22 protein-coding genes are annotated in these 26,994 nt (G+C 33.8%); 14 read left to right on the top strand and 8 right to left on the bottom strand.

The genetic code is table 11. The annotated features are described in order from the left end of the window. Positions 1 to 142: 142 nt before the first annotated feature. Together ACS127_RS02350 and ACS127_RS02345 are read right to left on the bottom strand one after the other, a co-directional pair. Positions 143 to 1,900: an alpha-glycosidase gene (locus ACS127_RS02350; protein WP_440896865.1), complete on the bottom strand. Its 1,758-nt coding sequence runs from the start codon at positions 1,898 to 1,900 to the stop codon at positions 143 to 145. Positions 1,901 to 1,949: 49 nt separating this feature from the next. Beyond that, a complete protein-coding gene (locus tag ACS127_RS02345; protein ID WP_440896864.1) occupies positions 1,950 to 3,248 on the bottom strand; it encodes a sugar ABC transporter substrate-binding protein in 1,299 nt (432 codons plus the stop codon). A gap of 275 nt (positions 3,249 to 3,523) precedes the next feature. On the opposite strand from ACS127_RS02345, the gene ACS127_RS02340 reads away from it, so the two are divergent. Then, on the top strand, positions 3,524 to 4,549 hold the full coding sequence (locus ACS127_RS02340) for a LacI family DNA-binding transcriptional regulator (RefSeq protein WP_440896863.1): 1,026 nt from the start codon (positions 3,524 to 3,526) through the stop codon (positions 4,547 to 4,549). Between the two features lie 354 nt (positions 4,550 to 4,903). On the opposite strand, the gene ACS127_RS02335 is transcribed toward ACS127_RS02340, so the two are convergent. Next, complete coding sequence (locus ACS127_RS02335; protein WP_440896862.1) at positions 4,904 to 6,811, bottom strand: BglG family transcription antiterminator; 1,908 nt, start codon at positions 6,809 to 6,811, stop codon at positions 4,904 to 4,906. Between the two features lie 186 nt (positions 6,812 to 6,997). On the opposite strand from ACS127_RS02335, the gene ACS127_RS02330 reads away from it, so the two are divergent. The 4 genes from ACS127_RS02330 to ACS127_RS02315 are packed head-to-tail and all read left to right on the top strand — an operon-like array spanning position 6,998 to position 10,366. Beyond that, positions 6,998 to 7,309 (top strand): PTS sugar transporter subunit IIB, encoded by a 312-nt coding sequence (locus ACS127_RS02330; protein WP_440896861.1) that lies wholly within the window; start codon positions 6,998 to 7,000, stop codon positions 7,307 to 7,309. An 11-nt stretch (positions 7,310 to 7,320) separates the two neighbouring features. After that, positions 7,321 to 8,556, top strand: a complete 1,236-nt coding sequence (locus ACS127_RS02325; protein ID WP_440896860.1) for a PTS sugar transporter subunit IIC — start codon at positions 7,321 to 7,323, stop codon at positions 8,554 to 8,556. Between the two features lie 41 nt (positions 8,557 to 8,597). Further along, on the top strand, positions 8,598 to 8,939 hold the full coding sequence (locus tag ACS127_RS02320; protein ID WP_440896859.1) for a PTS lactose/cellobiose transporter subunit IIA: 342 nt from the start codon (positions 8,598 to 8,600) through the stop codon (positions 8,937 to 8,939). Further along, positions 8,936 to 10,366 (top strand): glycoside hydrolase family 1 protein, encoded by a 1,431-nt coding sequence (locus tag ACS127_RS02315; RefSeq protein ID WP_440896858.1) that lies wholly within the window; start codon positions 8,936 to 8,938, stop codon positions 10,364 to 10,366. The genes ACS127_RS02320 and ACS127_RS02315 overlap by 4 nt, the downstream gene beginning before the upstream one ends. Before the next feature lie 118 nt (positions 10,367 to 10,484). Here ACS127_RS02315 and trhO read toward each other — a convergent pair whose 3' ends face one another. Beyond that, positions 10,485 to 11,453 (bottom strand): oxygen-dependent tRNA uridine(34) hydroxylase TrhO, encoded by a 969-nt coding sequence (gene trhO / locus ACS127_RS02310; RefSeq protein WP_440896857.1) that lies wholly within the window; start codon positions 11,451 to 11,453, stop codon positions 10,485 to 10,487. Positions 11,454 to 11,649: 196 nt separating this feature from the next. Between trhO and ACS127_RS02305 the strand changes: the two genes are divergently transcribed. Next, positions 11,650 to 11,952 carry a hypothetical protein gene (locus ACS127_RS02305; RefSeq protein WP_440896856.1) on the top strand — a complete coding sequence of 101 codons (303 nt, stop codon included), beginning with the start codon at positions 11,650 to 11,652 and terminating at the stop codon, positions 11,950 to 11,952. A gap of 26 nt (positions 11,953 to 11,978) precedes the next feature. Then, positions 11,979 to 12,422: a GNAT family N-acetyltransferase gene (locus tag ACS127_RS02300; RefSeq protein WP_440896855.1), complete on the top strand. Its 444-nt coding sequence runs from the start codon at positions 11,979 to 11,981 to the stop codon at positions 12,420 to 12,422. A gap of 149 nt (positions 12,423 to 12,571) precedes the next feature. Here the strand turns inward: ACS127_RS02300 and ACS127_RS02295 are convergent, their stop codons facing one another. After that, on the bottom strand, positions 12,572 to 13,885 hold the full coding sequence (locus tag ACS127_RS02295) for a S1C family serine protease (RefSeq protein WP_440896854.1): 1,314 nt from the start codon (positions 13,883 to 13,885) through the stop codon (positions 12,572 to 12,574). 169 nt (positions 13,886 to 14,054) lie between these two features. On the opposite strand from ACS127_RS02295, the gene ACS127_RS02290 reads away from it, so the two are divergent. The 3 genes from ACS127_RS02290 to typA all read left to right on the top strand — a co-directional run bounded on the left by ACS127_RS02290 (position 14,055) and on the right by typA (position 17,990). After that, on the top strand, positions 14,055 to 14,753 hold the full coding sequence (locus ACS127_RS02290) for a response regulator transcription factor (protein ID WP_440896853.1): 699 nt from the start codon (positions 14,055 to 14,057) through the stop codon (positions 14,751 to 14,753). Next, a complete protein-coding gene (locus ACS127_RS02285; protein ID WP_440896852.1) occupies positions 14,750 to 16,069 on the top strand; it encodes a sensor histidine kinase in 1,320 nt (439 codons plus the stop codon). The genes ACS127_RS02290 and ACS127_RS02285 overlap by 4 nt, the downstream gene beginning before the upstream one ends. Positions 16,070 to 16,169: 100 nt before the next feature. Then, positions 16,170 to 17,990: a translational GTPase TypA gene (typA, locus tag ACS127_RS02280; protein WP_440896851.1), complete on the top strand. Its 1,821-nt coding sequence runs from the start codon at positions 16,170 to 16,172 to the stop codon at positions 17,988 to 17,990. A gap of 279 nt (positions 17,991 to 18,269) precedes the next feature. Here the strand turns inward: typA and ACS127_RS02275 are convergent, their stop codons facing one another. The 3 genes from ACS127_RS02275 to ACS127_RS02265 are packed head-to-tail and all read right to left on the bottom strand — an operon-like array spanning position 18,270 to position 22,424. Beyond that, the gene (locus ACS127_RS02275) at positions 18,270 to 20,261 is read right to left on the bottom strand and encodes an AlwI family type II restriction endonuclease (protein ID WP_440896850.1); all 1,992 of its coding nucleotides are present in this window, start codon (positions 20,259 to 20,261) and stop codon (positions 18,270 to 18,272) included. A gap of 31 nt (positions 20,262 to 20,292) precedes the next feature. Next, the gene (locus ACS127_RS02270; RefSeq protein ID WP_440896849.1) at positions 20,293 to 21,213 is read right to left on the bottom strand and encodes a Dam family site-specific DNA-(adenine-N6)-methyltransferase; all 921 of its coding nucleotides are present in this window, start codon (positions 21,211 to 21,213) and stop codon (positions 20,293 to 20,295) included. Continuing rightward, the gene (locus tag ACS127_RS02265) at positions 21,213 to 22,424 is read right to left on the bottom strand and encodes a DNA adenine methylase (RefSeq protein ID WP_440896848.1); all 1,212 of its coding nucleotides are present in this window, start codon (positions 22,422 to 22,424) and stop codon (positions 21,213 to 21,215) included. Before ACS127_RS02265 ends, ACS127_RS02270 begins: the two co-directional genes overlap by 1 nt. 605 nt (positions 22,425 to 23,029) lie before the next feature. Between ACS127_RS02265 and ACS127_RS02260 the strand changes: the two genes are divergently transcribed. The 4 genes from ACS127_RS02260 (at position 23,030) to pstB (ending at position 26,806) form a co-directional block, all read left to right on the top strand. Continuing rightward, on the top strand, positions 23,030 to 23,908 hold the full coding sequence (locus tag ACS127_RS02260; RefSeq protein WP_440896847.1) for a phosphate ABC transporter substrate-binding protein: 879 nt from the start codon (positions 23,030 to 23,032) through the stop codon (positions 23,906 to 23,908). 375 nt (positions 23,909 to 24,283) lie between these two features. Then, on the top strand, positions 24,284 to 25,156 hold the full coding sequence (gene pstC / locus ACS127_RS02255; protein WP_440896846.1) for a phosphate ABC transporter permease subunit PstC: 873 nt from the start codon (positions 24,284 to 24,286) through the stop codon (positions 25,154 to 25,156). 3 nt (positions 25,157 to 25,159) lie between these two features. Then, positions 25,160 to 26,002 (top strand): phosphate ABC transporter permease PstA, encoded by an 843-nt coding sequence (gene pstA / locus ACS127_RS02250; protein ID WP_440896845.1) that lies wholly within the window; start codon positions 25,160 to 25,162, stop codon positions 26,000 to 26,002. 30 nt (positions 26,003 to 26,032) lie between these two features. Beyond that, the gene (gene pstB, locus ACS127_RS02245; protein ID WP_440896844.1) at positions 26,033 to 26,806 is read left to right on the top strand and encodes a phosphate ABC transporter ATP-binding protein PstB; all 774 of its coding nucleotides are present in this window, start codon (positions 26,033 to 26,035) and stop codon (positions 26,804 to 26,806) included. Positions 26,807 to 26,994: the final 188 nt, after the last annotated feature.

Below are 26,994 nucleotides of genomic sequence, written 5' to 3'. Positions count from 1 at the left end.
CTTTTATCTCGAATTGTCATTTATCTCGGATTTTTTGAATATCCTTTTTAAGAACATTAATTTCTCACAAGTATTTTAATAAGATTAGGCTTTAAAGATTTTTAGTTAATAAATAGGCTATGGTATTTTTATTGTAGAAGGACTAATAATTAACCTCTACAAGTTGAAAACATTTATAATCATAAGCATCTAATTTGATTAAAGTATGATTTGAGAAATCATAGAATTGGTCATGAAAAATTTCTCTGATATGATGATTTTTTAATATGGGGATATTAACCCTTATGGGCTTTTCACTACTATTAAGAATAAAAATTAACTGATCGGTTTTATTTCGTTTTTCATAGGCAATGACCCGTTTTGAATTCTCTACTCTAATAAACTTAAAGCTTGCCTCATTCCCAAACACATCTATCTTTTCTCTTAGATTAATTAATTTACGTATAAAACCATATAATTCTTTATCTTGTTTTGTTTCATCCCATTCCATGCATGCTCTACAATCAGGATCTTGGCCACCCTGCATCCCTATTTCATCGCCGTAATAGATACAAGGTGTACCTAAAAAAGACATTTGAAATAAATAAATCAGTTTAACTCTCTCACGAATGTGATTTGAAAGTGTTAATATTCTCTCCGTATCATGACTACCAACAATGTTAAAAGCTAAATAATTGTTCGGGCTAGGGTATGAATGTAATAAATTTGTGATTAGATCTGAAAAATCATTTGCATGTATAGCTTGTTTGGCAAAAAATTGAGTAAGTGCATCATAAAATGGATAGTTCATAGTGGCATCAAACTGGTCACCTTGTAACCAAGCCATAGAATCATGCCAAGCCTCACCTAAAATAAATACATCAGGTTTAATAGCCTTCATTTCTTTCCTGAAATCCCGCCAAAAGGAATGATCAATTTCATCTGCCACGTCTAATCTCCAACCATCAATATCAAACTCCTCAATCCAATAGCGTGCAACATTTAATAAATAGCGCTTAACATCTTTATTAGCAGTATTCAACTTAGGCATATGAGCTTCATAGCCAAAAGTTTCATAATTAGGAATAGGGTCGGTTACAATCGGAAAATCACGAATGTGAAACCAATCTTTATAGATTGATGCTTTACCTTTTTCTAGGACATCTTGAAAAGGTGGAAAATGAAAGCCACTGTGGTTAAACACTGCATCAAGCATTATCTTTATCCCGCGTTTATGACAGACTTGAATCAGTTTAGCAAGAGTTTCTTTGTCACCAAATTGTGGATCAATTTCCATATAGTCTATTGTATCATATTTATGGTTTGAAGATGAAGCAAAGATTGGACATAAATAGATTCCTGTAATACCTAAAGACTCTAAGTAATCTAACTTATTTATAATTCCGTTAAGATCGCCACCAAAAACACTTGTATAAGAGGGGGCTGCTTCGCCCCATTCTAAAGTATTAGGGGGATTTAATACAGGGCTACCATTTGCAAAACGATCAGGAAATATTTGATACCAAACTGTGTTTTTAACCCACTCAGGCGATTGATAGGTATCAATATCATGTAAATAAGGAAAGGCAAAACAAGCATTAATATCCTTTGGGAAATCTTTAGAGAAGCCTCTTTCTGTATAATACTGTGTATGTCCTACCTGATCTTTGAGATAGAAAAGATACCTTAAACGTTTACTAGAAGAATGAATTGTTATTTTCCAAAAATCAAATAACTTTGTTGTTCCTGTTTTTTTCATAAACTGTCTATAAGAATCTGAAAACTGATTTGGATCCCCATAGATACAGTTTATCTCTAAAATATCCCCTCGTTTTGTTTTAATCATAATTTCAACATTTCCATGGCCAAGACTACAACTAAATGGTTTTAAAGCCCTATGATAGATCGCTTCTTTTTGCATAGAAGCCCTTGCCCCCTTTCTAATCAAGCTTTTAAATAAATTTTTCTGATTATTGTTTGGAAAGTTCTATTTGTTGAAAGATGATTTCAACTGCTTCATTTAAGACAGATTCAGGATCCTCCCCTTGTGCAATAAATTGAAGAGCATCAGCCATCGGTTCCCATACTTGAGCCATTTCCGGAACATTTGGCATGGGCTCTGCAAATTGCATTTGCTCCAATACAGGTTCCATTTTTTCATCTTCAACTATTGCATGAGTGTTAGCTGGAAGTTCATTAGCTATTTCATAGTATAACGTACCATTTTCTGAATTAGTGATAAATAAAGCTAATTCAGTGGCCCAATATATATTTTCGGAGTAATAATTAACAATCCAACCTTTATTCCCGGAGAATGATTTAATAGGATTGTCTTCCCATGCAGGTAATGTACTAATCCCTAAGTCATCTCCCAAGCTATTTTCATAATCAGCAATTGCCCATGGTCCATCTATAGCCATAGCTGCTTTTCCATCACTAAAGAGTCCACTCATAATATCAAAATCCATTCCTATAGGAATCAAATCATCTTCATACCATGACTGTATCAGTTCTCCTCCTTTAATTGCACCTTCAGTATTTAATCCAATTGATTCTACATCAAATTCTCCCGCATCAATTTGTTCAAAAACGAAACCACCGGGAGCTGTCAGAAATGGATAAACAAAATAAAAATTGGCTGCATCAATGACAAAACCATATTGGTCACCATCTCTTAATTCCCCTGAAATCGTCATCATTTCATCAATTGTAGCTGGAGATTCATCAATAAGTGATTTATTGTAAAAAAGCAAATATGTTTCTACTACCGCTGGAATACCGTATTGTGTTCCTTCATAGCTAAATGAATGTAAAACATCACTGTCATATTCCTCTAATTGAAGTAATTGTTCATCTGTAAACTCAAGTTCAGCCGCTAAACCTTGGTTGAAAATGTTACCTAAATGATCATGTGCGGTATAGAATAGGTCAGGGCCAATACCCCCGGGTCCATCGAGAGCCATTCCTTCAAGCTGATCTCCTTGACTATATGGAATGATTTCAATATCAATACCATACTCTTCGGTAAATTTATCTGTGATTTCAAAATAAGCGTCTAATTGTACTTCTTCATCGTGTACCCACATGGTTAGTTTTTCAGGTTTCTTTTCTTGAGATCCTTCATCTTCATCGGAAAGCTCATGTTGGCTTTCCCCTTCTTGATCAGATGAATCAGTGTTAGCATTTGATTCATCTGTATGACTGCCACATCCCATCAGTATAATGATAATTGCTACAAACCATAGAGATAACCATTTTTTAAATGTCATTCTACTCCCTCCTTAATATGAAAAATATGAAAACGTTTTAGTTAAACGTTTAATCAAATTAAATCATAGTTCTGAGTAGTTGTATATATACTATTTCCCTTTTTTATCTACTATCTGATTAAACGTTTAATTTCAAGAGATAATTGTAATTATCTAATTGATATCACAATTATATTAGGATAGACTTAATCTAATAAAGATATTGTTTAGAAGAGAGGGGAGAGAAGGTTTTTATCAAACCAGTGGTCTATTATTGATGACCTTCTACAATAAATATGAATAAAAATGTGACTATACATGATGTAGCGAATCATGCTGATGTTTCAATTGCAACTGTTTCTAATGTTATAAATGGTACGGGTAGAGTCTCTGAGAAAACAGTGCAAGTAGTTAAGAAAACAATTAAAGAATTAGGCTATTATCCTAATATTTCGGCAAGAACGATGAAGAAAAAGAGTAGTAAATTAATTGGAGTTATTATTCCTTTCCTTACTGAAAAAGGTGACTTACATGATAACCCCTTTTATTGGAATTTAGTTTCTGGTATTGAAAAAATTTCAAGACAACATGATTATCATGCTGTGTTAACAATTATTACAAATCATAAAACGATAGATCTTAGTTTTGTTAAAGAACGAAATATTGATGGTGTAATCGTTATCGGAGCCATTTATAATACGCCATTGGTATACGAAATAGAGGCATTAGGAATTCCAAGTGTATTTGTTGATAGTTACTTAATGGATGAAGGTGCATACCAAGTATTTTCAGATGATGAACAAGGTGGTTATAAAGGAGCGAAATATCTATTAGACCGTGGCCATAAACAAATTGCGTTAATGGGTGGTAATAAAAATGTTAATGGTGTCATGCGAGCACGTTATGAAGGTGCAAAAAAAGCTTATTACGATGAAAATTTTAACATAAATGATTTGATTTATATTGATACCTCTGTCTCGATGAAGTGTGGTTATGAATCTGGTCGTTTTATTATTGATAATCCTAAAATAACAGCAATCTTTTGTTTCTCTGACATTCTTGCTATTGGTTTGCTGAAGTTTTTTGGGGAAAATAATATTAAAGTTCCACAAAATTATTCTTTAATTGGATTTGATAATATTGAGGCTTCAGAATACACTGCACCAGCGTTAACTACAATTGCCCAAAATGCTGTTGAAAAAGGTAAGGTTGCAACACAATTATTGATTGAACAAATTGAAAGAAGAAAAACAGAGTCAAGAAAGGTTATTTTGCCGATTTCTTTAATCGAACGATATAGCCATGCATCATTATTAAAATGATAAATTTAGTATCACAGGGTATGTATGATCTAGGATATCCTTTTAACCTATCATCGATCCTTTGCCTAGGCGTATATAAAAAGTAGACTATAATTGAAATGGTTCAAAAAAGTTAGGAAAAAATATAGTATTGCACTTAAATGAGAAGTTCGTACTACCTAATGAAGATAAAATAAAAGATACAAATAGCTACCGCATGCGTAGAGAACTTAACTTATACGATCAAAGCCAAAACGCTTGAAAAGAGAGGACTTTACTTCTTTCCAGGTGTTCTTATATCTTTAACAGTCTCATAGCTAATTTCTATTTGACCTTTTTTGTTTCTTTCTGAACAACTTTGCTATTAAAACTTACTTATAGGATATTGATGTGAGAAAAGATAAAGTGTTTGAAGGACTGAAAATCACAAATATCATCGTAAGAATTAAATATGGTATCTTCAGTAAACAAATTTAATAGAGCCTCATATATATCGCCGAAAACTTGTCTGTCTTCATCTTTTATACAAACCAAAAATACAATATAAACTATATTTTCACCCCATTTAATCCCTTCTTTAGAAACAAGTACACTTATCCCATTCCTTTTAGATGGAACGAAAAACTGGTGAGGTACAGCAATTTTCCCAAAAGCAGTTGACCCCATTTGCTCACGTTCAATTACATTTTGTAAAAACTCAGTTGGTGCATAATCCTTAATGATTAATTTATTGGACAAAAAATGAATGACGTCAAATTCATCGTCAAATTGACGAGCTTCTGCTACGTAAAAGAGTTCTTCCTTGAAAAAAATATCAAATTTCGTGCAAAGAAGACGATTTAATTTCTTTTTCCGAAAAGAATCAATAACTTCTAATAATTCCGCCTGATCATCAGAATTGAAAAAAGGAGAAATTTGAATAGTCTCATATCGTTCATCTCTATCTGAAGAAGGATAAGTTGTAATTAGTAATTCAACAGATTCATCAATTGTTTGTATGTGTTCACTATTTTTTAATAACTGAACAAGGTGAATATCCTCACTAAAATTGTTTTTAATTTTACTTATTATACTTGTTTGTAGACTGAGATATTCTGGTAGTATAATGGCCGTTCGTATTTTTTCTTTATCATCATTTTGCCGATTAAGTTCAGCACCTATATGAAGGGCAATAAAGGCTACCTCATCTTGGGTCATTACAATATTATCAAAAACTTTGTTAATAAATATTGCAACGGAGGTTGCGATATCATAAATAATGGGTGCTGTTCTTTTAATATGTCCAATTAATGGATTTCGGATTTTTTTATTGTGATCTAAACGATAGAAGAGTTTTTTCAGATGTAAGGCAAAGGGAGAAATAAACTTTTCTGTATTTAAATCAATTAAATATAAATCATTAATATTATCAATAATTTCGAAAACTATTTTTTTTATTTTATCAGGAATCCCACCATCATTAGAATGCAAATTAGAATATATTTGTAATAAAAGATAGGCTTCAGAAAGTTCCTTGTCTGTTAAATCAATTTTAAATTCATCACTAATTCTTTCCTTTAGTTCATCAGCAAGGTGCTGATCGAATGTATGATCAAGCATAAAATCAGTATCAGCTCTTTGATTATTTCCATAACGTTTATTTAACAGCGAACAAAAATGTAAAACTAAATTTGTCTTTGAAAATTTATTAAGTTTTATATCATTATGATTTGCAAAGGATTCCAGAAATCTATTAACAGTATTAACAAAACTCTCTGGAAAGTAGCTGTACAAATTTTCAAAAGTAAGTATATCAGTTGATGCTTCCTCTTGTATGAATGAAGTCATCAGCTTTCTTTTTCCACTTGCTGTCCCTGATATTATAAGATGATTATTCCTTGAAATAATCTTTAAATGATGAATATTGATTTTTTGATTAGTATACGTGATCACATTTCTTAAAGTTGAATAGCTGATAAAAAGGTCATCAGTCAGGTCAAATGTATTAATGCTATTATTTTCGGATGTCAATAATCTTTTTAGCAAATAGTTAGATCTTGATTCATTATCCTGTGGAATATTAGGAACTGAGTTTAGAAGATAGTTCTGGTAAGTTAACTTATCCATTAGATATCCATTTTTATCTGAATGGATTAATTTAGACGAGCTTAAATGATTAGCCTTTTTGATATAGTTTTGAATCGTTCTGGTACTTACCTGGAATAACTTTGCTAACTCATTTCCTGAAACTGGATTGTTTTGCTTACTCATATAATCTAGTAAAGAAACCAATTTTGAATCCATTTTTCCACCACCTAGCTATACTCTACATCTAAAGATACAAAATGATATAGTATTAATCAATTTAATATTTTCGGTTATGGACGAAACAATTTATTTCATGGACAACTGAAATTGATGAAACGATTTAAATATAGAATTAGATTTATAATAAAAATAACTTGAAAGGAGAGGTAGGTGATACACCTTATGGAAACAAGGAGAATTTTTTTATGTTGTGGAGCAGGTATGTCAAGTGGTTTCTTAGCGCAGTCAATGAGAAAAGCTGCAAAAAAACGGAAAATAGCTGTCGAAATTAAGGCTGCTTCAGAAAGTACGGTTGATTCCTATATTAACAAAGTAGATATAGTTTTGTTAGGACCACATATGACGTATTTAATCGATGAACTTAGAGATAAGTCTGAGAGACACAATGTAAAAATGGAGGTTATACCCAAGGAAATTTATGGAGAACTAGATGGAAATGCCTTACTAGATTGGGTATTAGAAAAACTACAATAAGGAGAAAAAAGATGAATAAAATCATTTATTTTCTGGAAAACAAATTTGCACCGAAAATGAACAGATTTGCTGAAAACCCATGGATCCAATTAATATCTAGTGCGATCATGTTGGTGTTACCGACGATTTTGTTGGGATCGATTATATCAATTTATGACATCATTAATCTGTATTTGAAGGTTTTGCCTGATATTTCTCCCATTCACAATTTCAGTTTTGGTCTATATGCATTAATTTTATCATTTTTAGTTGGTTTTCAGGGCATGAAGAAATTGCGTCACGAAGAATATAAAATATGTGCTGGGATTGTTGGATTATCAACCTTTCTAATGTTACTAAAACCAGAAATTGTTGATGGGATCATATCAATAGAGTTCAGCCGTCTTGGACCTAAAGGGATACTGATTTCATTTTTAGGGGGACTTCTAGCAACTATTATTATTCATAACTATGCTAAACTTGACCCATTTAAGAATAATAATACAATCCCTGAATTTCTTATACGTTGGCTAAATCAGATCATTCCTACATTTATCGCTTTACTTATTACGACAGTATTAATTTACACCTTAAATTTAGATATTTTTACATTAGTAATGAAGTTATTCAGCCCAATTAGTGTAATTGGACAAACATTACCAGGGTTTATCTTTATTTGTTTTACACCTGCATTATTATATTCATTAGGAATTAGTAGTTGGTTATTATCCCCTGTTTATACACCGATTATGTTAGAGGGAATCGCACAAAATATCGAAGCTGTTTCCGCAGGACTGGATCCAACTTTTATTGTGACACAGGAAACTATTTTTGTTGGATTTGTATGGATTGGTGGTATGGGTGCGACTTTGCCTTTAGTTTTATTAATGATGAAGGCGAAAACAAAAAAATTAAGAACTATGGGGAAAGTTTATCTTCTTCCTTCCCTATTTAATATCAATGAGCCGGTCATTTTTGGTACGCCAGTTGCTTTTAACCCATATTTGATGCTACCCATGTGGCTAAATGGAATTGTCGGACCAATCATAGTTTGGATATTTATGCGAAGTGGATGGGTTAATATACCTTCAAAACTCTTAACTGGTGTCAAACTACCTATGCCGATTAGTTCTGTTTTAACAACAATGGATTGGAGAGCAATCATTTTATGGGCAGTGTTATTAATTGCCTATACAGCGATATGGTATCCATTCTTTAAGGCATTTGATAACCAATCATTTAAAGAAAAAATCACAATGAATAATTAAATAAGAACTTTTTGTGTATGGGAAAGTGAGGATTTATGGGTATGGACAATGAAATAGCGGAAATCTCCATGAAGATAATTCTAAATGCAGGTAATGCACGGGAGAACATTAATAATGCAATAAAGTATTTAATTAACGATGATTTAGAAGGCTATGAGAGAGAGATAAAGGAAGCAAATGAAAATATTCGAAAAGCACATCTTCAACAAACAGAAGTCATTCAATCTGAGGCGGCAGGCAAGGAAATTGGAATTAACTTGCTTTTCATACATGCACAAGATACTTTAATGACGATCATGTCTGAACATAATATGATGAAATCAATGTTTCTTTTATATCAATCTATTAATGAAAAAGTTAAGAGTGGGGAGGATAAGACATGAAAAAATCAATGCCTAAAAATTTCTTATGGGGTGCGTCGACAAGTGCTTATCAAGTTGAAGGAGCAGCTCTAGAAGATGGAAAAAAACTATCACAAATGGATATTATGAATAAAGATACTGGATTTGCAGATGCAAGCGTAACAAGTGATATGTATCATAGATACAAAGAAGATATTGCTTTGATGAAAGAAGCTGGTTTTACAGCACATCGATTTTCAATTGCATGGTCTCGTGTCTTTCCTGATGGAGTGGGGGAAGTAAATGATAAAGGAATCGAGTATTATGATAACTTTATTGATGAGTTGCTGAAAAATGGTATTGAACCTATTCCTACACTCTATCATTATGATATGCCGATGGCGTTAGTAGAAAAATATGATGGCTGGATTAATCGACAAAGTGTCAATGACTTTGCTTATTATGCAGAATTTATTATTAAGCGTTATAAGGATAAAGTGAAAAAGTGGTTGACAATCAATGAACAAAGTATAATAGTTGAATTTTGGAAAAAGAAAAATTTTGTTCCTGAAAAATTTCATAATAATCCACAAATTAAATTTCAGATGAATCATCATATGAATCTGGCACATGCTATTGCGTGCAAACTTGTTCATAAATATGTTGAGGATGGAATTTGTGGTCCAGCAATTGGTTACTCTCCAATTTATGGCTTAGACGCATCTCCTAAAAATATGCTAGCCATGCTTAATGCTGAAGACTTAAAAAATCATTATTTTCTAGATATATATTTCCAAGGTAAATACCCCGTTGGAGCGATGAATTATCTTAAAGAAAATAATATGGCTCCGGTAATAGAAGATGGAGACATGGAGCTAATTAAGGAAGGTTATTCAGATTTTCTCGGTTTAAATTATTATGCGAGTAAATGCGTGAAATTCCCAGAAAAGGATAATAATTATTACAGAGAAGCTAGAAGCAACTTAACTGGAAAAAAAGGCGGTATGGGTGCTTACGAAATGATGCCGGATTTTTATGAATATATTAAAAATCCTTATTGTGAGACTAATGATTGGGATTGGACTATTGATCCAACAGGTATGGAGTACCTCTTACGTGATATTTATGAACGTTATGAGATTCCGATTATAATAACTGAAAATGGATTAGGAGCATATGATACTTTAGAAGAAGATGGCTCCATTCATGATGAATATCGAATAGACTACTGGGCTAAACATTTAGAGGCTATTCATCGTGCTACAGAATTAGGAGTAGACGTTATGGGTTTTCTTCCATGGTCATTTGTTGATTTATTAAGTACAAGTAATGGATATAACAAAAGGTATGGTATAATTTATGTTAATCGTACTGACGATGATTTGAAAGATCTTAATAGATATAAAAAAGATAGCTTTTATTGGTATCAAAAGGTCATTAAAAGTAATGGATCTATTATCCTAAACTAGTTTTTTAGCTAGAGAAACTACCAAGAAAAGTTACTTAAAACAACGTGCTTGGTTATTAAAAAAGCTCTAATCATCATTTTTGATGATCGGAGCTTTTTACTTTGTTCTTTATGAGTGCTTAAATCATTTCGTCAGTATTCTCTATATTTAAAGCGTTTAGTCGTGCCTCGACTTCTTCTGCCGTTAAGTTATGCTCTTCAATGTATCGGTTATTTGGATGGGTTCGACATTCATGTGTGCAGCCACCTAAATATTTGGCTTCATTTTCTTCTGAGCAAATAATCTGCTTATTGCAGAATGGATTCGCACAATTGATATATCGCTCACACGGTTGACCATCAAAATAGTCTTTACCAACCACGACATGTTCAACTTGATTAATTGGCACACTAATTCGTTCATCAAAGACATACATTTTTCCATCCCAGAGCTGACCACGTGCTTCTGGATCTTTAGCATAGGTTGCGATCCCGCCATGCAGTTGGTGGACGTTTTCAAAACCTTTTTCTAACAACCAGCCGGAGAATTTTTCACAACGGATGCCACCTGTACAGTAGGTTAAAATTCGTTTATCCTCAAATTTTTCTTTATGTTCCTCAATCCATTCGGGTAGTTCGCGAAAGGTTTGAATATCGGGCCGCACAGCACCACGAAAATGACCAAGATCAAATTCATAGTCATTACGTGCATCAATCACAACGGTATTTTCATCTTGCATCGCTTGATAGAATTCATCTGGCTCAAGATAGTTCCCTGTCATTTCAAGCGGATTAATATCCTCTTCGCCTAATCTTAGTGTCACTAATTCTGGACGAGGTTTGACTTTTAACTTTTTAAAAGCATGTTGATCGGCTTGATCGATTTTAAAAGGCATATCATTGAAACGGGGATCAGCATGCATGACATCCATATAAGTTTCGGTTGCTTCAATTGTTCCTGATACAGTGCCATTGATCCCTTCTTCAGCAATTAGAATACGCCCTTTTAAGCCTAATTCTTCACAAAATGCTTTATGTTCTTCAGCATATTCTTCAGGGTCATCCATTTTAACATATTTGTAGTACAACAATACTTGATATTTTTCCATTTTTGTAACCACCCATTTGATCGTATTTGCAAGATACGGATTTAGGTGTAATCATGAGTCTCTTGCAATTTATAATTATAAAACGCACAAAGTACTTTTTCAACTTTTTGGTTTGTTTAATAAAATCTATCCTATAGACAATACTTGCATTCTAAGCCTGGACTCGTTATATTTTTTAAGAAGGATGTGATTATAAATGGACCGAAAAGAACGTGAGCAGTTTATAATTGAACAGTATCAGGCTGGGGAAGATCAGATGATTTTATTATTTACTCAATGGTGTTTTAATCATGATCTTGATGCGTTAGCACTTTATCGTGAAGCTTATCCCAATCAACCTGTATCAGCCAAACTGTTAGAAATGAATGAAGAACGCATCGATCCAAGAGAAGCGGCACAAATTGATACATCATTATTATTAGAAGTGTTGCAATTATATGAGAATAGTGATCTTGCCTTTGTTGTTTCAAGTTATGCAGACCAGCTTAAAGAAAAATAAATCAGTTATTGATGGGGGAATTAAAAATGAGTTGGGAGTTAAAGCCATTTAAGGAGCTAACCTTAACAGAGCTCTATCAAATTATGAAAAGCAGGGTCGATATTTTTGTTGTTGAACAGGAGTGCCCTTACCCTGAGCTTGATGGGATTGATCCGGAATGTATTCATCTATTTAAAAAAGACCAAGATAAAATTGTAGCCTATGCACGACTAATTCCTAAAGATATTCTTTACGCTTATCCATCGATTGGTCGGATCATTGTTGATCCAGACTATCGTAAGTTTGGTTATGGACGAGAATTGCTAAATCGAGCAATTTCAGTGATAACAGAGGAGTGGGGAGACAAGCAAATCAAACTTCATGGTCAAGTTTATTTACGCGAATTTTATCAATCGTTTGGTTTTCAAGCAGTTTCAGATCCTTATTTAGAAGATGGGATTCCACATGTTGATATGATACGCAAAAGTTAACCCCTCTGGTACCAGAGGGGTTTGTTGCTAATGATTGATAAGTGTGTAACAAGAGGGTATAAAGTGTAAGTTTAATGGGAACCAATCATTAGCATATATATTAAATTCATGAGAAAGAAATAAACCTCCCTACATGAATGAAATAACATTTATTCACCTTGTAAAGTGATGTCTGTTTCTTCGGGCACTCCCTCACGATAGTATGAAATCGTTATGGTTTCGCCTATTTCTGTTTCTCGATAGAGATACTGTCTAAGATCCATCATATTTTCAATCGGTTCATCGTCAATAGCTGTGACCACATCATATACTTCTAGACCTGCTTCATCAGCTGTAGAACCAGCATGTACCTCTGCAATGACGATTCCACTCGTTACTTCAGTTGGATCAAGGTTTAAGGTACTTTGAATGTGTTGAGGTGGAACATCAGAGAAATTAATCGCACTAATTCCCATAAATGGACGTGTCACTGATCCATGTGTTTCTAATTGCTCAATGATTGGTAAAGCTTCATCTATTGGAATGGCAAAACCAATTCCCTCGACTGCTTGAGTAGCAATTTTCATTGAGTTAATTCCAATAACCTCTCCAGCTTCATTGATTAATGCCCCGCCACTATTACCTGGATTAATCGCTGCGTCCGTCTGAATGACATCGACATTCCAATCTGGATTACCATCGTTATTTAAATCAATATCTAAAGATCGATCAAGCCCACTTATAATTCCTTTCGTTACTGTTCCAGCAAATTCTGTACCTAATGGATTTCCAATGGCAATAGCTGGTTCGCCAACAATTAAGTTTGAGGAATCGCCAAATTCCGCAACAGTGTCGACATGTTCAGCATCAATGGATAAAACAGCTAAGTCAGTTAAGTCATCTTGACCATGGAGTTCAGCCTCAACATGCTCACCATCTGTTAAGATAATCTCTATCTGATTGGCGCCATCAATAACATGCTGATTGGTGACGATATAAGCTCGTTCATCTTCTATTTTATAAACAACACCTGAGCCTGTTCCAGCATCGAAGCTATCAGACCATAAATCAAGATCTTGCACATTGGCAATACCAACAACAGCACCAGCAACATCACTTAATAACTCTGCTGATACACCGTCGCCATTAGTTGCTGTTTGGATAACTCTTTGAGAAGGAGTTTCATAATCATCATAAAGATTATTTTGTGTTAAGTTATCGATGGGAATGACCCCGGTGTACAATAATAAAAAGCCAACAATAGCAACAGTTAGCCCGCCTAAAATGCCACTTAACCAAATGGACCAAATTTTTGATTTTGTCACTCGATTATTATTCCTTGTTTGATCATTATTATTTTGTTGTGTGGTCGTTTTATACTCACTTTGTTCAACTTGATCAAGATTTTTTTCTGTTTGTTCCATGTCGTTTAATGGCTTCTTTTGTTCATTTTGTTTATCATTGTTATTATAGAATTCATCCATGTTGGCCACCCCTTTCTATTTTAAATGTATCTTTTAGTTTATACTTGATAGTATATCGAATATATTTGGCAATCATTCGGTATAATTGTGAAAAAAGTATGGAATAGTTTGAAATAGTCAGTATGTTATAAGTATGGGAAAATAGAGCTAACTAAAGGAGGCAAATGATATGTCCTATCATATATTTATTGTAGAAGATGATCCTAATATTAGAGACATTGTCTCAGCTTATTTGAAAAAGGACGGCTATACATTATCAATGGTTGATAATGCAGAAGATGCATGGGAAATGACACGTGGCGGGCAACCCGATATGTGGATTTTGGATATTATGCTGCCAGGAATGGATGGCTATGAATTATGTAAAAAAATTAGACAAGAAAGTGAAGTCCCGATTATTATCATTTCTGCAAAGGATGAAGAAGTTGACAAGATATTAGGACTAGAGCTTGGAAGTGATGATTATTTAACCAAGCCCTTTAGTCCGCGTGAATTAGTTGCTCGGGTCAAACGTTTGTTTAAACGTACAGCTAGCTTTAAGAGAACAATTACGGAACAAAAAGTACAAGATTATAAAGCCGGTCATCTGGTTGTTCAGATCAGTGATCGTCGAGTTTTTTGGTATGGTGCTGAAATTGAAGTGACCACAAAAGAGTACGAGTTACTATATAGTTTAATCCAAAATCAAAATCGAGCCTTCTCACGTGAAGAATTATTGACTTTAATTTGGGGTGAAGATTATTTTGGCAGCGATCGTGCGGTTGATGATCTCGTCAAACGCCTTCGAAAAAAAATTGACGGCTTACCAATAGAGACCGTTTGGGGCTTTGGCTACCGATTACGTGATGATAATGAGGATGACAAATGAGATTACAAACACAGCTGACCTTAGCTTTTACAACATTACTTGTCATTACGATGACGATCGTATCAATTACTATTCATTCATTATTGCTAAATGTTTTAATTCAAAATGAAAAGGATCAGCTTCAAGAAAAAGGGAAAATTCTATCGCAGTTTTTATTTAGTGAAGTGGTTCCAAATAATTTTTCGCATTGGTTAAGTGAAGAAGAGTTATACCTGTTTGTCTACAATCGATCCGTTGATCGTGTGGCCCTTCATTCTAGATCGTTAGATTTAGAATTGATTTATGATTGGGTGGAAAGATATGATTTGACAGAGCAAGAGCAGCCTTTGTGGTTTGATGGTGACAAACAATATGTGGTCTCAATTATTTCGATTTATCCTGAATTGTTAGATCAGGAATTGGTACTCATTACACCACTCGATGATATTCAGGAAATTCAGCAAATCTTCTTTAATCGTTTAATGATTATCTTCCTGATTGGAATATTAGTCATTATCATCTTGACACACTATTTAACTCATCATTTAGTGACGCCGTTAACACAGCTAAAGTATCAATTGAAGAAAATTGAAAAACGTCAATTCAATGATGTTAAGCGTGTTAAGGCATCTGGTGAAATTAAAGAAGTAGAAAAAAGTGTTGTCGATATGGCAACAGAATTGCAGCGTTATATGAAATCACAACAACAATTTTTCCAAAATGCGAGTCATGAGTTAAAGACACCATTAATGACGATTCAGGGTTATGCAGAAGGGATCAAGGATGGGATTTTTCAAGATGAAGAATCTGATCGAGGCCTTGAAGTGATTGTTGCTGAGATTGGTCGATTGAAGAAAATTATCAATGAAATGATTTTATTGGCAAAATTAGATAGTAATGAAAATGTCTATCATGAAGAGAATATTTATATGAGCCAGCTCGTCCAATCAGCAGTTGATCGAACGATACCCATAGCAACAGAGCAACAAATTGCTTTAAATCATCGGATTCTTAATGATGCGGTTATTCATGTCGATCAAGAGAAAATGCTGCAAGCGGTATTGAATATTTTGATCAATGCGATTCGCCATGCTAAATCACAGGTTTATATTGAGGTGTCCAAACAAAATGATCACCTTCTTCTTATTATTGATGATGATGGAGAGGGGATTGACAGTGCATTGATGCCTCAATTATTTGAGCGATTTATTAGAGGCAAAGATGGTGAAACAGGGCTTGGATTAGCGATTTCCCGTGCGATTGTCGAACGTTCACATGGAACGATTCGTGCTGAACATTCACCAATGGGCGGAGCACGTTTCGTGATTACATTATAATTTTCTAAAAAAATCTATCCTTCACCCTATGAAATGTGCTATAATTACTCAGTTACAGCTTAGCACGAATGCTAGCAAGATAGAGGAGAGGTAAAAAAGAATGCCATTAAGAGAAGATATTCGCAACATTGCTATTATTGCCCACGTAGATCATGGAAAAACGACACTAGTTGATCAACTCCTTCGCGATTCCGGTACGTTTCGAGAAAATGAACAGGTTGAAGATCGGATGATGGATTCAGACGATATTGAGCGTGAGCGTGGGATTACAATATTAGCTAAAAATACAGCGATTCAATATAACGATACACGAATAAACATATTAGATACACCAGGCCATGCTGATTTTGGCGGTGAAGTTGAACGAATTTTACAAATGGTAGATGGTGTGTTATTAGTTGTTGATGCCTACGAAGGATGTATGCCGCAAACACGGTTTGTTTTGAAAAAAGCTCTGGAACAAAAATTAATTCCGATTGTTGTTCTAAATAAAGTTGATCGTCCGAATGCACGTCCAGAGCAAGTTATTGATGAGGTGTTAGATTTATTTATTGAATTAGGTGCTGATGATGACCAGCTTGAGTTCCCGGTACTTTATGCTTCAGCGTTAAATGGAACATCAGGAAATGAACCAGATGAGCAGGAAGAATCAATGGAAGCTATTTTCAAAACTATTATCAAGCACATACCTGCACCGATCGATAATAAAGAAGATCCTTTACAATTTCAAGTGACTTTGCTTGATTATAATGATTATGTGGGTCGAATTGGAATTGGCCGAGTTGCACGAGGAACAATCAAAGTTGGACAGCAAGTGACTTTGATGAAAAAAGATGGTCAGATCAAACAGTTCCGAGTTTCAAAATTGTTTGGCTTCCTAGGCTTAAAAAGAATTGAAATTGAACAAGCATATGCCGGTGATATTATTGCTTTATCAGGCTTAGAAGATATTAATGTGGGTGAAACCATTTGTCCTGTTGGGAAAGAAGAAGCTTTGCCATTGTTGCATATTGATGAACCGACATTGCAAATGACCTTTGTGGTAAATAACAGCCCTTTTGCAGGAAAAGAAGGTAAATTTATTACCTCGAGAAAAATACAGGAACGGTTGATGACTCAACTTGAAACGGATGTAAGCCTGCGAGTTGATCCAACTGATTCACCGGATGCTTGGATTGTTTCCGGGCGTGGTGAATTACATTTATCCATTCTGGTGGAAAATATGCGTCGAGAAGGTTTTGAACTTCAATTATCAAAGCCTGAGGTCATTATTAAAGAGATAGATGGCATCAAACATGAACCGATGGAACATGTTCAAATTGATGTGCCAGAAGAGCATACTGGAACAGTAATCGAGTCACTTGGTTCTCGTAAGGCTGAAATGCTCGATATGGTGAATCAAGGAAATGGACAGGTTCGCTTAGAATTTCTAGTTCCTTCACGAGGTTTAATTGGTTATTCAACGGAGTTTATGACGCAAACACACGGCTATGGCATTATCAATCATACTTTTGACAGCTATCAGCCTGTTGTTTCAGGTCAAGTAGGTGGCCGTCGCCAAGGTGTATTAGTTGCTTTAGAAAATGGAAAAGCATCGACATACGGGATTATGAACCTAGAAGATCGGGGCGTCATTTTTGTTGAACCAGGTACAGAAGTGTATGCTGGAATGATTGTTGGTGAACACAATCGTGATAATGATTTAACTGTTAACATTACGAAGGAGAAGCATTTAACCAACGTTCGTTCTGCCAACAAAGATCAAACAGCAACCATTCGAAAAACACGAACCCTGTCTTTAGAAGAAGCTATTGAATATTTAAATGATGATGAATATTGTGAAGTGACACCAGAATCCATTCGTTTACGTAAGAAAATTCTTAATAAAAGTGAACGAGAAAAAACAGCACGTAAAAAATAAATAGCTTGTCAAAAGGTTTATTTCAAATACAAATGATATTATATGGAGATAGAGTTGAATGACTGCAAATGAAGTATATTCAAGTTCCCATGAGCATAGTTTCACTTAACTCAATCAAACACGAACCGTTTGTCTTACTTCATGGGAATATTCAGCTCGTACTATTTCCCACAGTAGTTTCATGTATTTAATTTGCGAGTATATTATACTTATTCTAAAAGACAAATGGGCTTCATTAAATTGAAGCCCATTTGTCTTTTGGTTATGGGATCTTAGTTTTCACTTCAATAATTTTTCCACAATTTTATCTCGCCAACCTATCTTTACTGAATCAAGATTATTCGAATATTCATCTTTCAAAATGCAAATTAGTTTACTGTATTTGATGTTGCGACTCAGCACTATATTCAATTCAGCGAGGGATAAAGCAAATATACTTACACTCTCAATTGTTGCAGCTTTTTGAGTAGACTCTAGTTCAACTTGAGTCATTGCTCTAAAGATGTTAATTACATTATTATCTAACTCATCAGCAATAAAAATTGTAAATACCTGATTTGTCTTTCGGATTGTAAGGTTTGCTGCATGCCTAATAACTGGCTCTAACTCACCACGTTTTTGACTGTTTTTATTCATTAATGTTGCTTCCAACATTAACGTGAGGTCGGGATAATCTATTACAATATCTCCTTCACCACCCACTGCATGGGATAAAGGTTTGAAATTTCCGTCAAGTGTTAGATTCAAACTTTTCAGTATAGCATAAGGTTTATCTGAAATATGATACCAAGCTATAGCTATTATATATTCAAAGATAGTTGGTACTGTAGCTGAGTCAGTTACTTCAGTTTGAATTTTTTTATCATCTCTATCACTAAATAAAGGCAATAATTTCATAATTTTATTTTTGTTAAACTCTTTTTCAATGACTTGTTTAAATCTAGTTTCTTTTTCTTGTTCAACAATCTGAATCAAACTAGTTACATCTTTAATGTTGAATTCATTTTGAAGTTCAGTAATTATTTTTTCTACTTTATAATAAGGTATTTCAATAATTTCCATTAAAGTTAGATCCTTGTAAAATAGGCTAGATATTTCAGCTTCATATTTAGTGTAGTGATCAGAACCTATTAATTGAAAGTTATTTTCTAATTTAGTAATTAGTTTTTTGAATAGCCAAGGTTGTGTGAGATTAACTAATCCTTGATCAAAACTAAGTATTCCAGATAAATTAAAAGAACGTTTTGTCATATCACTATACTCACGAATGAGGTCTTCTTTTTTTGAGAGGATAAATTGTGTATATATTTTTGTATTATCATCAGAAAGTAATAGATTCCCTTTATTAAGTGCAATAAATTCTTTAACATTGAATTTTACCGTTCTAGGGATATTAAATGGAATACGGTTAAATCCAAACGCCTTTTTAATTGAATTATTTTTTGAAAACTCAACTAATCTCTCTAAATTTTCTGGAGATTTCTTTTTCTTAAATGCTAATAGATATTTGTAAAAATAAAAATAGTCTTCTTGACTCGTTGAACTTTTTCGATTAGGGAATAGTTCATAGAATATCTCTTCAGAGATTTCTTTATTAGTGGCAAGTAATATTTTTGCTCTTTTTAATTCTTCTTCCGAATCAAATACTGGAAGATATATCTCTTGGTATTCCTCAAAAGATATGTCTCCTTCTTTAACCAAATAATAGCCGTCAATTATTTCATTAAGGTTTTTTTTATTTACCAGTGAAGGGTTAATTGTATGTAATATTCTTAGTAATTCTTTTTCTGGAATGTCATCATATTTCGCTAGAAATTCTAAGGCAATTCTAAACGGGTAAAAGTAATCTGATCCATTACTTGCGTAAACTCTAAGCTTAAACCATTGACGCAAGAAAATTAGATTATCTATTGAAAGTGACATTAACTTTTCCAATGCATCTGCATTTTTAGTTGTTCCTGCTATCCAATTTAGCGCTACTTCACCTAATTCCCGCTTGGAGTTAATTAACCCTGGTTTAATGACTGAGTTAGTAAGTGTCCGTCCTCTTTGAGCAGGGTCTGTTTGAGTAGTCCTTTCAAATAGTTCGCTATGTTCCATAACTGTAGTATAAAATATACCCTGTGCTTCATTGTTACTTTTCCATTCAGGGTAGCTCTTCATATGTTCTTTTAAAAAAATTAATATTTCTTTGTAATCATCTAAAAGAGTTTTTCGCCGAAAGCTTGTATCCCCCATATTAAAAATGCTATTATTTCCTGATAGCTTCACTATATCTCCTCCATTTGTTAAGATATTGAATCTAGTAATTCGTAATTAAAACTTCCTCGGTGATAGTTTTTTTTGCTTTTGATTGATAGTTGCTATTATTATAATTAAAGTTTAATTTATTAGTGTTATATTTTGTAGCCCAATCTAGTAATTCGGTATTTTCTCTTCCATTATGAACGGTAACATTTGACAATGCGAATTTTATTCCTATTTTATCAGCCTTATCTAAATATTCAAATAAATCCATATCATCTTTTAATGACCAATTCCCATTTTCATTGTAACTTGCAGTAGTTATGCGATAAGGGGGATCTGCATAAATAAAGTCATTATTTTCCAAATGGTTAAATTCCCTAAAATCTTTATAACTAAATACAAATTCTTTCAGATTTAATGTCTGGTGGAATTTTTGGAGTTTTCTCTTCATATTAATATTAAAATCTCGTTTTCCAACAGGAAGATTATACTCACCATTGGAGTTAAACCTTACTTGATTATTAAATCCATAAACAGTGAGGAGATAAAATGCAATGATGCGGTCAGTTGTGGAAAAAACATTTGTATTATAATCCTCACGTAATTTTAGAAAACGAGGTTTATTATATTTACTTACTCCAATAGAACTATTTACACCATAGTATTCATAGCCGTACGTTTTAGTATCCGATAGTTGATAATCTGTGATCATATGATTTATTCTTGTTAATAAATCATCATAAGCAATTTCTTTAAAAAGTTGGAATACTTCGATAATATGTTTTTCAACATCATTCATATATATTTTGTAGTTAGATTGAATATTAATTGCTACAGAACCTCCACCAGCAAACAAATCAATAAAATTAGTGTACTCACTTTTAGCAGGGAATAACGGAATTAGTTGTGGCAGTAATCTATATTTAGCGCCTGTATAATTAAATGCTGAATGTATATGACTTGTGCTAACTTGCATTATTTCACCTCGCATAAATACAATAATTCTTTATGGTTATCAATGTTTGTTTTTCCTGTTGTAAATACGTTAAAGTCAGTACTAAATACTGAGACTTTTCCACGGTTTTTAAGTATTTTTAAAATTTCTTCATTAGAAATTTTAGCATTTGATCTTCCACTTCCTTTTTTGGCCATATTGTTATAGGAAACTAAGATATATTTGCTTTGGATATTCTCAATTAAGTCTAAAAATACCTCCGGTGCTTTTGCTGTATTGTAGTTACTTTTAATATGTTTACGATTTATCATTTTTTTTGCTACACCTTCAACTTCTGGTTTTTTCCATTCCATTATATTTTCTAGTAAATGGTAAGCATCTCCATATTGTCTAGAATTGTATGGGGTATCTATATAGACTAAATCAGCTTTGATTTTACGAACCAGTAGATTTGCGTCAGTTTTGTATATTTCATTACCATTATTATTGTTCATTTCTGGTACTTTTAATTGAATAGGTGTTAAGCTGTCCATTTTTCTTCTATAGGCATCATAATGTCCAACTGTATTAGCAACCTTATCCATTGCATATAATAAAGAAGTTAAAAGAAATGCTTTCTCTCGTTTGTTCAGATCATTATACTCTTCTATTTTCTCTCTGATAGCCCCTATTTTAGTTGCATTTTCTAAACTGAAATATTTGTCACCAAAATGATGAGAGACATAGTTCTCCTTTTTAGGTATAATACTATTTAACTCAGAAATTTTATCCTCAATACTTTTTTGATTAACCTCCTCATTACCAAACCATGTTAAGAAAGAAAGATAATTGGAGTATAAAATATCATTTAGAATAATTCTTTTACCTTGTTTTCTAAATAAGTTAGCGACTGAACCCGTTCCTCCAAATATATCTGCAACTACTTTAATATCAGTAGTGTTTTCTTTTACTATGTTATCAATAAAAGTAAGCATTTTTTGTTTACTCCCTATATAACGTCGATTATGAATATTCAATTTTTCAGTTGGGATTGCTAAATTTGGTTGTTGAAAATTATTTTTATATACTTTTTTCGATAGTATTTCTTGGATCTCCTTTTCATTTTTTACTTTCCAGTCAAACCAGCCTCTCCAGTCTTTGGGTGGTAAGCTAATTGTTCCTTCAGAAATCCAATTATGTAGAGTTTGTCTGGTTATATCATATTTAATTTCTATTTCTTTAGTAGTAGTCATCTATATCAACTCCGCATCTAGGCATCAATTCTCTTTTACAAACTTTATAATATCATATAAATAAACGTATTTCATTATTATAATATTGAAAATCAAAGTTTAATATAATTATGAGCATTAAAAAAGTAAAGATACCTGGTACGCCCGATGTGGAATGTAAGCTAGGAGAGTGATCTATCCATGTCGGAAATAATAACGATTAGAATTGATACTTAACTGAGTTACGAAATGATAGTAGACAAAGTGAGATAGAGTGGCTTACACAAAGATATCAGCTCGTAAAATAATCAATAATTTAATCTGTTTTTTTATATGAGGTTAGAGAAAACAATGATTTTTGAATTCTTCCCTTTATCTGACCAACAATTTAGTAATAAATTAAAAAGGTGATTTTCAAAATGATAGAATTAGTTTACTTTAAAATCTACTTTTTAAAAATTGAGAGTAAATCACAAAATTTGTATACAAATCCTTAAATCCCATTTACATAAACCTTACAATCTCTTAACGATTACTTTACTTATCATTAATACTAGCTTAATAATCATATTTTATACTTTTTATTGTAAGGCATATAAAAGTAAATGAGAGGGGATTGTTTAATCATGAAAAAGCTTTTCTTATTATTCATACTTTCGTTATTTTCTATCGTTGCATTGATGGGCTGTGCGGAAAGTGGAGCAGATGATAATCAAAGAGAAGATACAGCTAACGATGCAGGCGAAGAATTAGAGGGTGAAGAAACTGCTCATTTATCGGGTACGATTACAATGGCAGGATCAACATCTGTACAACCACTTTCTGAAGAGTTAGCCGCTGTGTTTATGAATAATCATCCAGATGTTCGAATAGAAGTTGCTGGTGGTGGTTCAGGTGCTGGTGTCCAAGCCGCACAAGAGAACACAGCAGATTTTGGGGCGGTATCACGTGAGATTGCTGAGGATGAAACAGGTATTGAGACACATACCATAGCTATTGACGGAATTGCTATTATTGTTCACCCAGATAATCCAGTTGAAGATTTATCACTTGATGATATTCAGCGAATTTTTTCTGGTGAAATAGCTAACTGGTCAGAAATTGGCGGAAATGATGAAGAAGTTGTAGTCGTAAGTCGTGAGGATGGCTCAGGGACACGAGGAGCATTTACAGATATCGTATTAGGGGATGTTGAATTAATCGGGTCAGCATTGATTCAAAACTCTACTGGAGCAGTAAGGGAATCTGTTTCAACGGAAGTTAATGCGATTGGTTATGTTTCATTAGGTGGTTTGAACGACACTGTGAAAGGTTTACTTATTGATGGTGCAGAACCAACTCCTGAAGCTATTACTAGTGGAGAATATGCTGTTTCAAGACCGTTTAATTATGTATCCAATGAAACTGAGGCCTTATCAGATGTTACACAAGCATTTCTAGACTTTGCTTTAAGTACTGAAGGTCAGCAAGTTGTTGAGGAGAATGGTTTTATTGCTGTAAATTAATTTAAATTCTGAATGATTCATCATGTCATATGAAGTGAGTCATAAGCCTTCATCTAATGAACTTTTCTAACTTTTAGTGCTCATCTTAAAGGTGAATTAGTTAGATGTTGGGTTTCTGAAGATGTGAAGACTCTAACCGGAAAACGGGTGCAGAAGCCGTGTTCATAGAAAGCGTCATTTCTTTAGGTGATAACTCAATAGTATGAATAATCTAGGTATGCTTAATTATAACCTTGAAATACATCGATAACTAAAAAGGAACGGGGTGGTAGATAGCTATCCTGTTCTTCCTGTTTTAAAAAATAAAGTCAATGTTTGAAGTAATATGAGGTGATAGCAGTGTATAGTCGAACGAATAAAAACCTGGAGGAAAGAATGGTTAAAGTAATTCTTTTAGTTATGGCACTAATATCAGTCTTATCCTTGGGTTTAATTGGATATTTTATTTTTCAAGAAGGGTTGCCCTTCATGTTGAAGTATGGAGTTGGGGATTTTATTTTTGGAATGGAGTGGGACCCACTTAATCAATTATATGGAATTTTCCCGATGATCGTCGGAACAGTAGTTGTAACGATTTTAGCTCTACTATTAGGAGCCCCAATTGGCATTGCAGTTGCTATTTTTTTAACGAAAATTGCCCCAGCTAAGGTTGCACGTGTAATTAGACCGACAATCGATTTATTAGCAGGAATCCCATCGGTTGTTTATGGCTTGTTTGGCATGGTTGTTATTCGAGCGCTACTACGTCATTTAGCTCATGGGCCATTAAGTGATTATTTACCTGCTAATTATCAGACGGGTTATTCAGTGTTAGCGGGAAGTATTATATTGGCGATTATGATCTTGCCAACGATTATTACCATATCTAGTGATGCTATTCATGCAGTTCCAAGTGAGTATGATGAAGCAGCTCTGGGTTTAGGTGCATCTAAATGGCAGAGTATAGCCACGGTTGTTGTCCCTGCAGCAAAATCAGGGATCATCTCCTCAATTGTTTTAGGTATTGGGCGTGCTTTAGGTGAAACAATGGCAATTATTATGGTGGTCGGAAATACGGTTGCTATTCCGGAATTCGGTTTGAGGGGTATGTTTGCTCCGGTGAGAACATTAACTGGAAACGTCGCTTTAGAGATGGGCTATGCGGGTCCTGAACATCGTCAAGCCTTGTTTGCAACAGGGATTATTTTATTTATTTTTATTATGATACTCAATTCAATTACATTAGTCATTACTAAAAAGGAGGATTAACATATGGGTAAAGTTCAACGAAATCAGTGGATTGCTTTTAGTTTATTGAGCCTAGCTACAGCACTGACCGTCATTATTCTTCTTTCAATTATCTTTTATGTGATGAGTAAAGGACTGGTAATGATTGATCTTGATTTCCTTCTTGATTCACCGAGCAATATGGGTGCTGAAGGTGGAATATTTCCAGCTATTTTGGGAACGATTTATTTAGTAACTGTGACATTGCTATTGGCGACACCCATTGGGGTTGGAACAGCGATTTATTTAAATGAATATATTGCTGAAAGTCGACTGAAAAAGGTTATTCGCTTTACGACAGAAGCTTTAGCAGGTATCCCATCAATTGTCTTTGGCTTGTTTGGTTTTGTTTTCTTTGTTATTTTACTGGGTCAATATACAGGGGGATGGTCGATTTTATCAGGGTCATTGACTGGCGTGATGATGATTTTACCTGTGATTATTCGTGCGTCAGAAGAGGCACTACGAAACGTCCCTAATACCCTAAGAGAGGGAAGTTTAGCACTTGGTACAACCCGCTGGTATACGATCAAAAAAATAGTCTTGCCAATTGCTTTTCCGGGAATTTTGACAAGCTTAATCCTGTCAATTGGTCGAGTTGTTGGAGAAACAGCAGCCTTTTTATTGACATTGGGCGGAAGTCTATTAATTCCTCGGTCAATTTTTGATGGAGGCCGGACACTTTCATTGCATTTATACATGGTTGCCATGGAAACAGGTAATATGGACATGGCTTTTGGAACAAGTGCTGTTCTCATTATTCTAATTTTAATAATTAATTTTATTGCAGGTATGCTATTTAAAAAACTAGTCAAGCGGTTTTCATAAGAATTATGTATTATGAGGGGGTTAAGTCATATGATAGAAAAAAATAATCATAAAATAAAAATCAATGTTGATCAATTAGCTTTTTATTACGGTGAGACACAAGCTTTGAATGATATTTCATTAAAGATTCCTGAGCATGAGATCTTTGCATTGATTGGACCTTCTGGTTGTGGTAAGTCAACGTTTTTACGGACGTTAAATAGGATGAACGACTTGATTCATAAAACAAAAGTCGAAGGTAAGATCGAAATTGGCGGGCAGGATATTTATAATCCAATGGTTGATGTCGTCCAATTGCGTAAATCAGTTGGGATGGTTTTTCAAAAGCCAAATCCATTTCCCAGCAGTATTTTTGACAATGTGGCTTATGGACCTAGAGCAAATGGAATAAAAGATCGAAAAACATTAAGTATGATTGTTGAAAAATGCCTACGACAAGCCGCGTTATGGGATGAGGTTAAAGATAGATTAGATACACTTGGGACAAGTCTTTCAGGTGGGCAGCAGCAACGACTTTGTATTGCTCGGGTATTAGCGGTTGAACCAGATATTATTTTAATGGACGAACCAACGTCAGCACTTGATCCGCTAGCTACTGTAAAAATAGAGGGATTGATTACAGAATTAAAGAAGGGATATACGATTGTGATTGTGACGCATAACATGGAACAAGCGGCTCGTGTATCCGATCAAACGGCATTTTTCCTTAACGGTGTCGTTGTTGAAGTAGGAACAACAGATCAATTGTTTACTAATCCTGAAAAGAAGGAAACAGAAGATTATATTACCGGAAAGTTCGGTTAGGGTAGACAATTGGTTAAAGAGTTAAAAGTGGTCAATTATATTGCATCAGATAAGCTAATCGGAAACTTAATTCGGTAATGAAAGGATAGCTATCAAGAGAATTCAATATCCGATTAGTTTGTAAATAAATTTAATGCAATCGGTTTCATTTATTACTGGTAATTAGTTAAAAAATCTAGTAGTATATC

The sequence above is a fragment of the Amphibacillus sp. Q70 genome, from assembly GCF_052055485.1.
Taxonomy (GTDB): domain Bacteria; phylum Bacillota; class Bacilli; order Bacillales; family Amphibacillaceae; genus Amphibacillus.
Note: the sequence above shows the minus strand (reverse complement) of the source record. Positions and strands in the feature narration are given on the sequence as shown.

What these genes read in the sequence shown, in the direction of transcription:
- ACS127_RS02350 (WP_440896865.1), bottom strand. Translation starts at nt 1,900, where the DNA reads ATGCAAAAAGAAGCGATCTATCATAGGGCTTTAAAACCATTTAGTTGT.
- ACS127_RS02345 (WP_440896864.1), bottom strand. Translation starts at nt 3,248, where the DNA reads ATGACATTTAAAAAATGGTTATCTCTATGGTTTGTAGCAATTATCATT.
- ACS127_RS02340 (WP_440896863.1), top strand. Translation starts at nt 3,524, where the DNA reads ATGAATAAAAATGTGACTATACATGATGTAGCGAATCATGCTGATGTT.
- ACS127_RS02335 (WP_440896862.1), bottom strand. Translation starts at nt 6,811, where the DNA reads ATGGATTCAAAATTGGTTTCTTTACTAGATTATATGAGTAAGCAAAAC.
- ACS127_RS02330 (WP_440896861.1), top strand. Translation starts at nt 6,998, where the DNA reads ATGGAAACAAGGAGAATTTTTTTATGTTGTGGAGCAGGTATGTCAAGT.
- ACS127_RS02325 (WP_440896860.1), top strand. Translation starts at nt 7,321, where the DNA reads ATGAATAAAATCATTTATTTTCTGGAAAACAAATTTGCACCGAAAATG.
- ACS127_RS02320 (WP_440896859.1), top strand. Translation starts at nt 8,598, where the DNA reads ATGGACAATGAAATAGCGGAAATCTCCATGAAGATAATTCTAAATGCA.
- ACS127_RS02315 (WP_440896858.1), top strand. Translation starts at nt 8,936, where the DNA reads ATGAAAAAATCAATGCCTAAAAATTTCTTATGGGGTGCGTCGACAAGT.
- trhO (WP_440896857.1), bottom strand. Translation starts at nt 11,453, where the DNA reads ATGGAAAAATATCAAGTATTGTTGTACTACAAATATGTTAAAATGGAT.
- ACS127_RS02305 (WP_440896856.1), top strand. Translation starts at nt 11,650, where the DNA reads ATGGACCGAAAAGAACGTGAGCAGTTTATAATTGAACAGTATCAGGCT.
- ACS127_RS02300 (WP_440896855.1), top strand. Translation starts at nt 11,979, where the DNA reads ATGAGTTGGGAGTTAAAGCCATTTAAGGAGCTAACCTTAACAGAGCTC.
- ACS127_RS02295 (WP_440896854.1), bottom strand. Translation starts at nt 13,885, where the DNA reads ATGGATGAATTCTATAATAACAATGATAAACAAAATGAACAAAAGAAG.
- ACS127_RS02290 (WP_440896853.1), top strand. Translation starts at nt 14,055, where the DNA reads ATGTCCTATCATATATTTATTGTAGAAGATGATCCTAATATTAGAGAC.
- ACS127_RS02285 (WP_440896852.1), top strand. Translation starts at nt 14,750, where the DNA reads ATGAGATTACAAACACAGCTGACCTTAGCTTTTACAACATTACTTGTC.
- typA (WP_440896851.1), top strand. Translation starts at nt 16,170, where the DNA reads ATGCCATTAAGAGAAGATATTCGCAACATTGCTATTATTGCCCACGTA.
- ACS127_RS02270 (WP_440896849.1), bottom strand. Translation starts at nt 21,213, where the DNA reads ATGCAAGTTAGCACAAGTCATATACATTCAGCATTTAATTATACAGGC.
- ACS127_RS02265 (WP_440896848.1), bottom strand. Translation starts at nt 22,424, where the DNA reads ATGACTACTACTAAAGAAATAGAAATTAAATATGATATAACCAGACAA.
- ACS127_RS02260 (WP_440896847.1), top strand. Translation starts at nt 23,030, where the DNA reads ATGAAAAAGCTTTTCTTATTATTCATACTTTCGTTATTTTCTATCGTT.
- pstC (WP_440896846.1), top strand. Translation starts at nt 24,284, where the DNA reads ATGGTTAAAGTAATTCTTTTAGTTATGGCACTAATATCAGTCTTATCC.
- pstA (WP_440896845.1), top strand. Translation starts at nt 25,160, where the DNA reads ATGGGTAAAGTTCAACGAAATCAGTGGATTGCTTTTAGTTTATTGAGC.
- pstB (WP_440896844.1), top strand. Translation starts at nt 26,033, where the DNA reads ATGATAGAAAAAAATAATCATAAAATAAAAATCAATGTTGATCAATTA.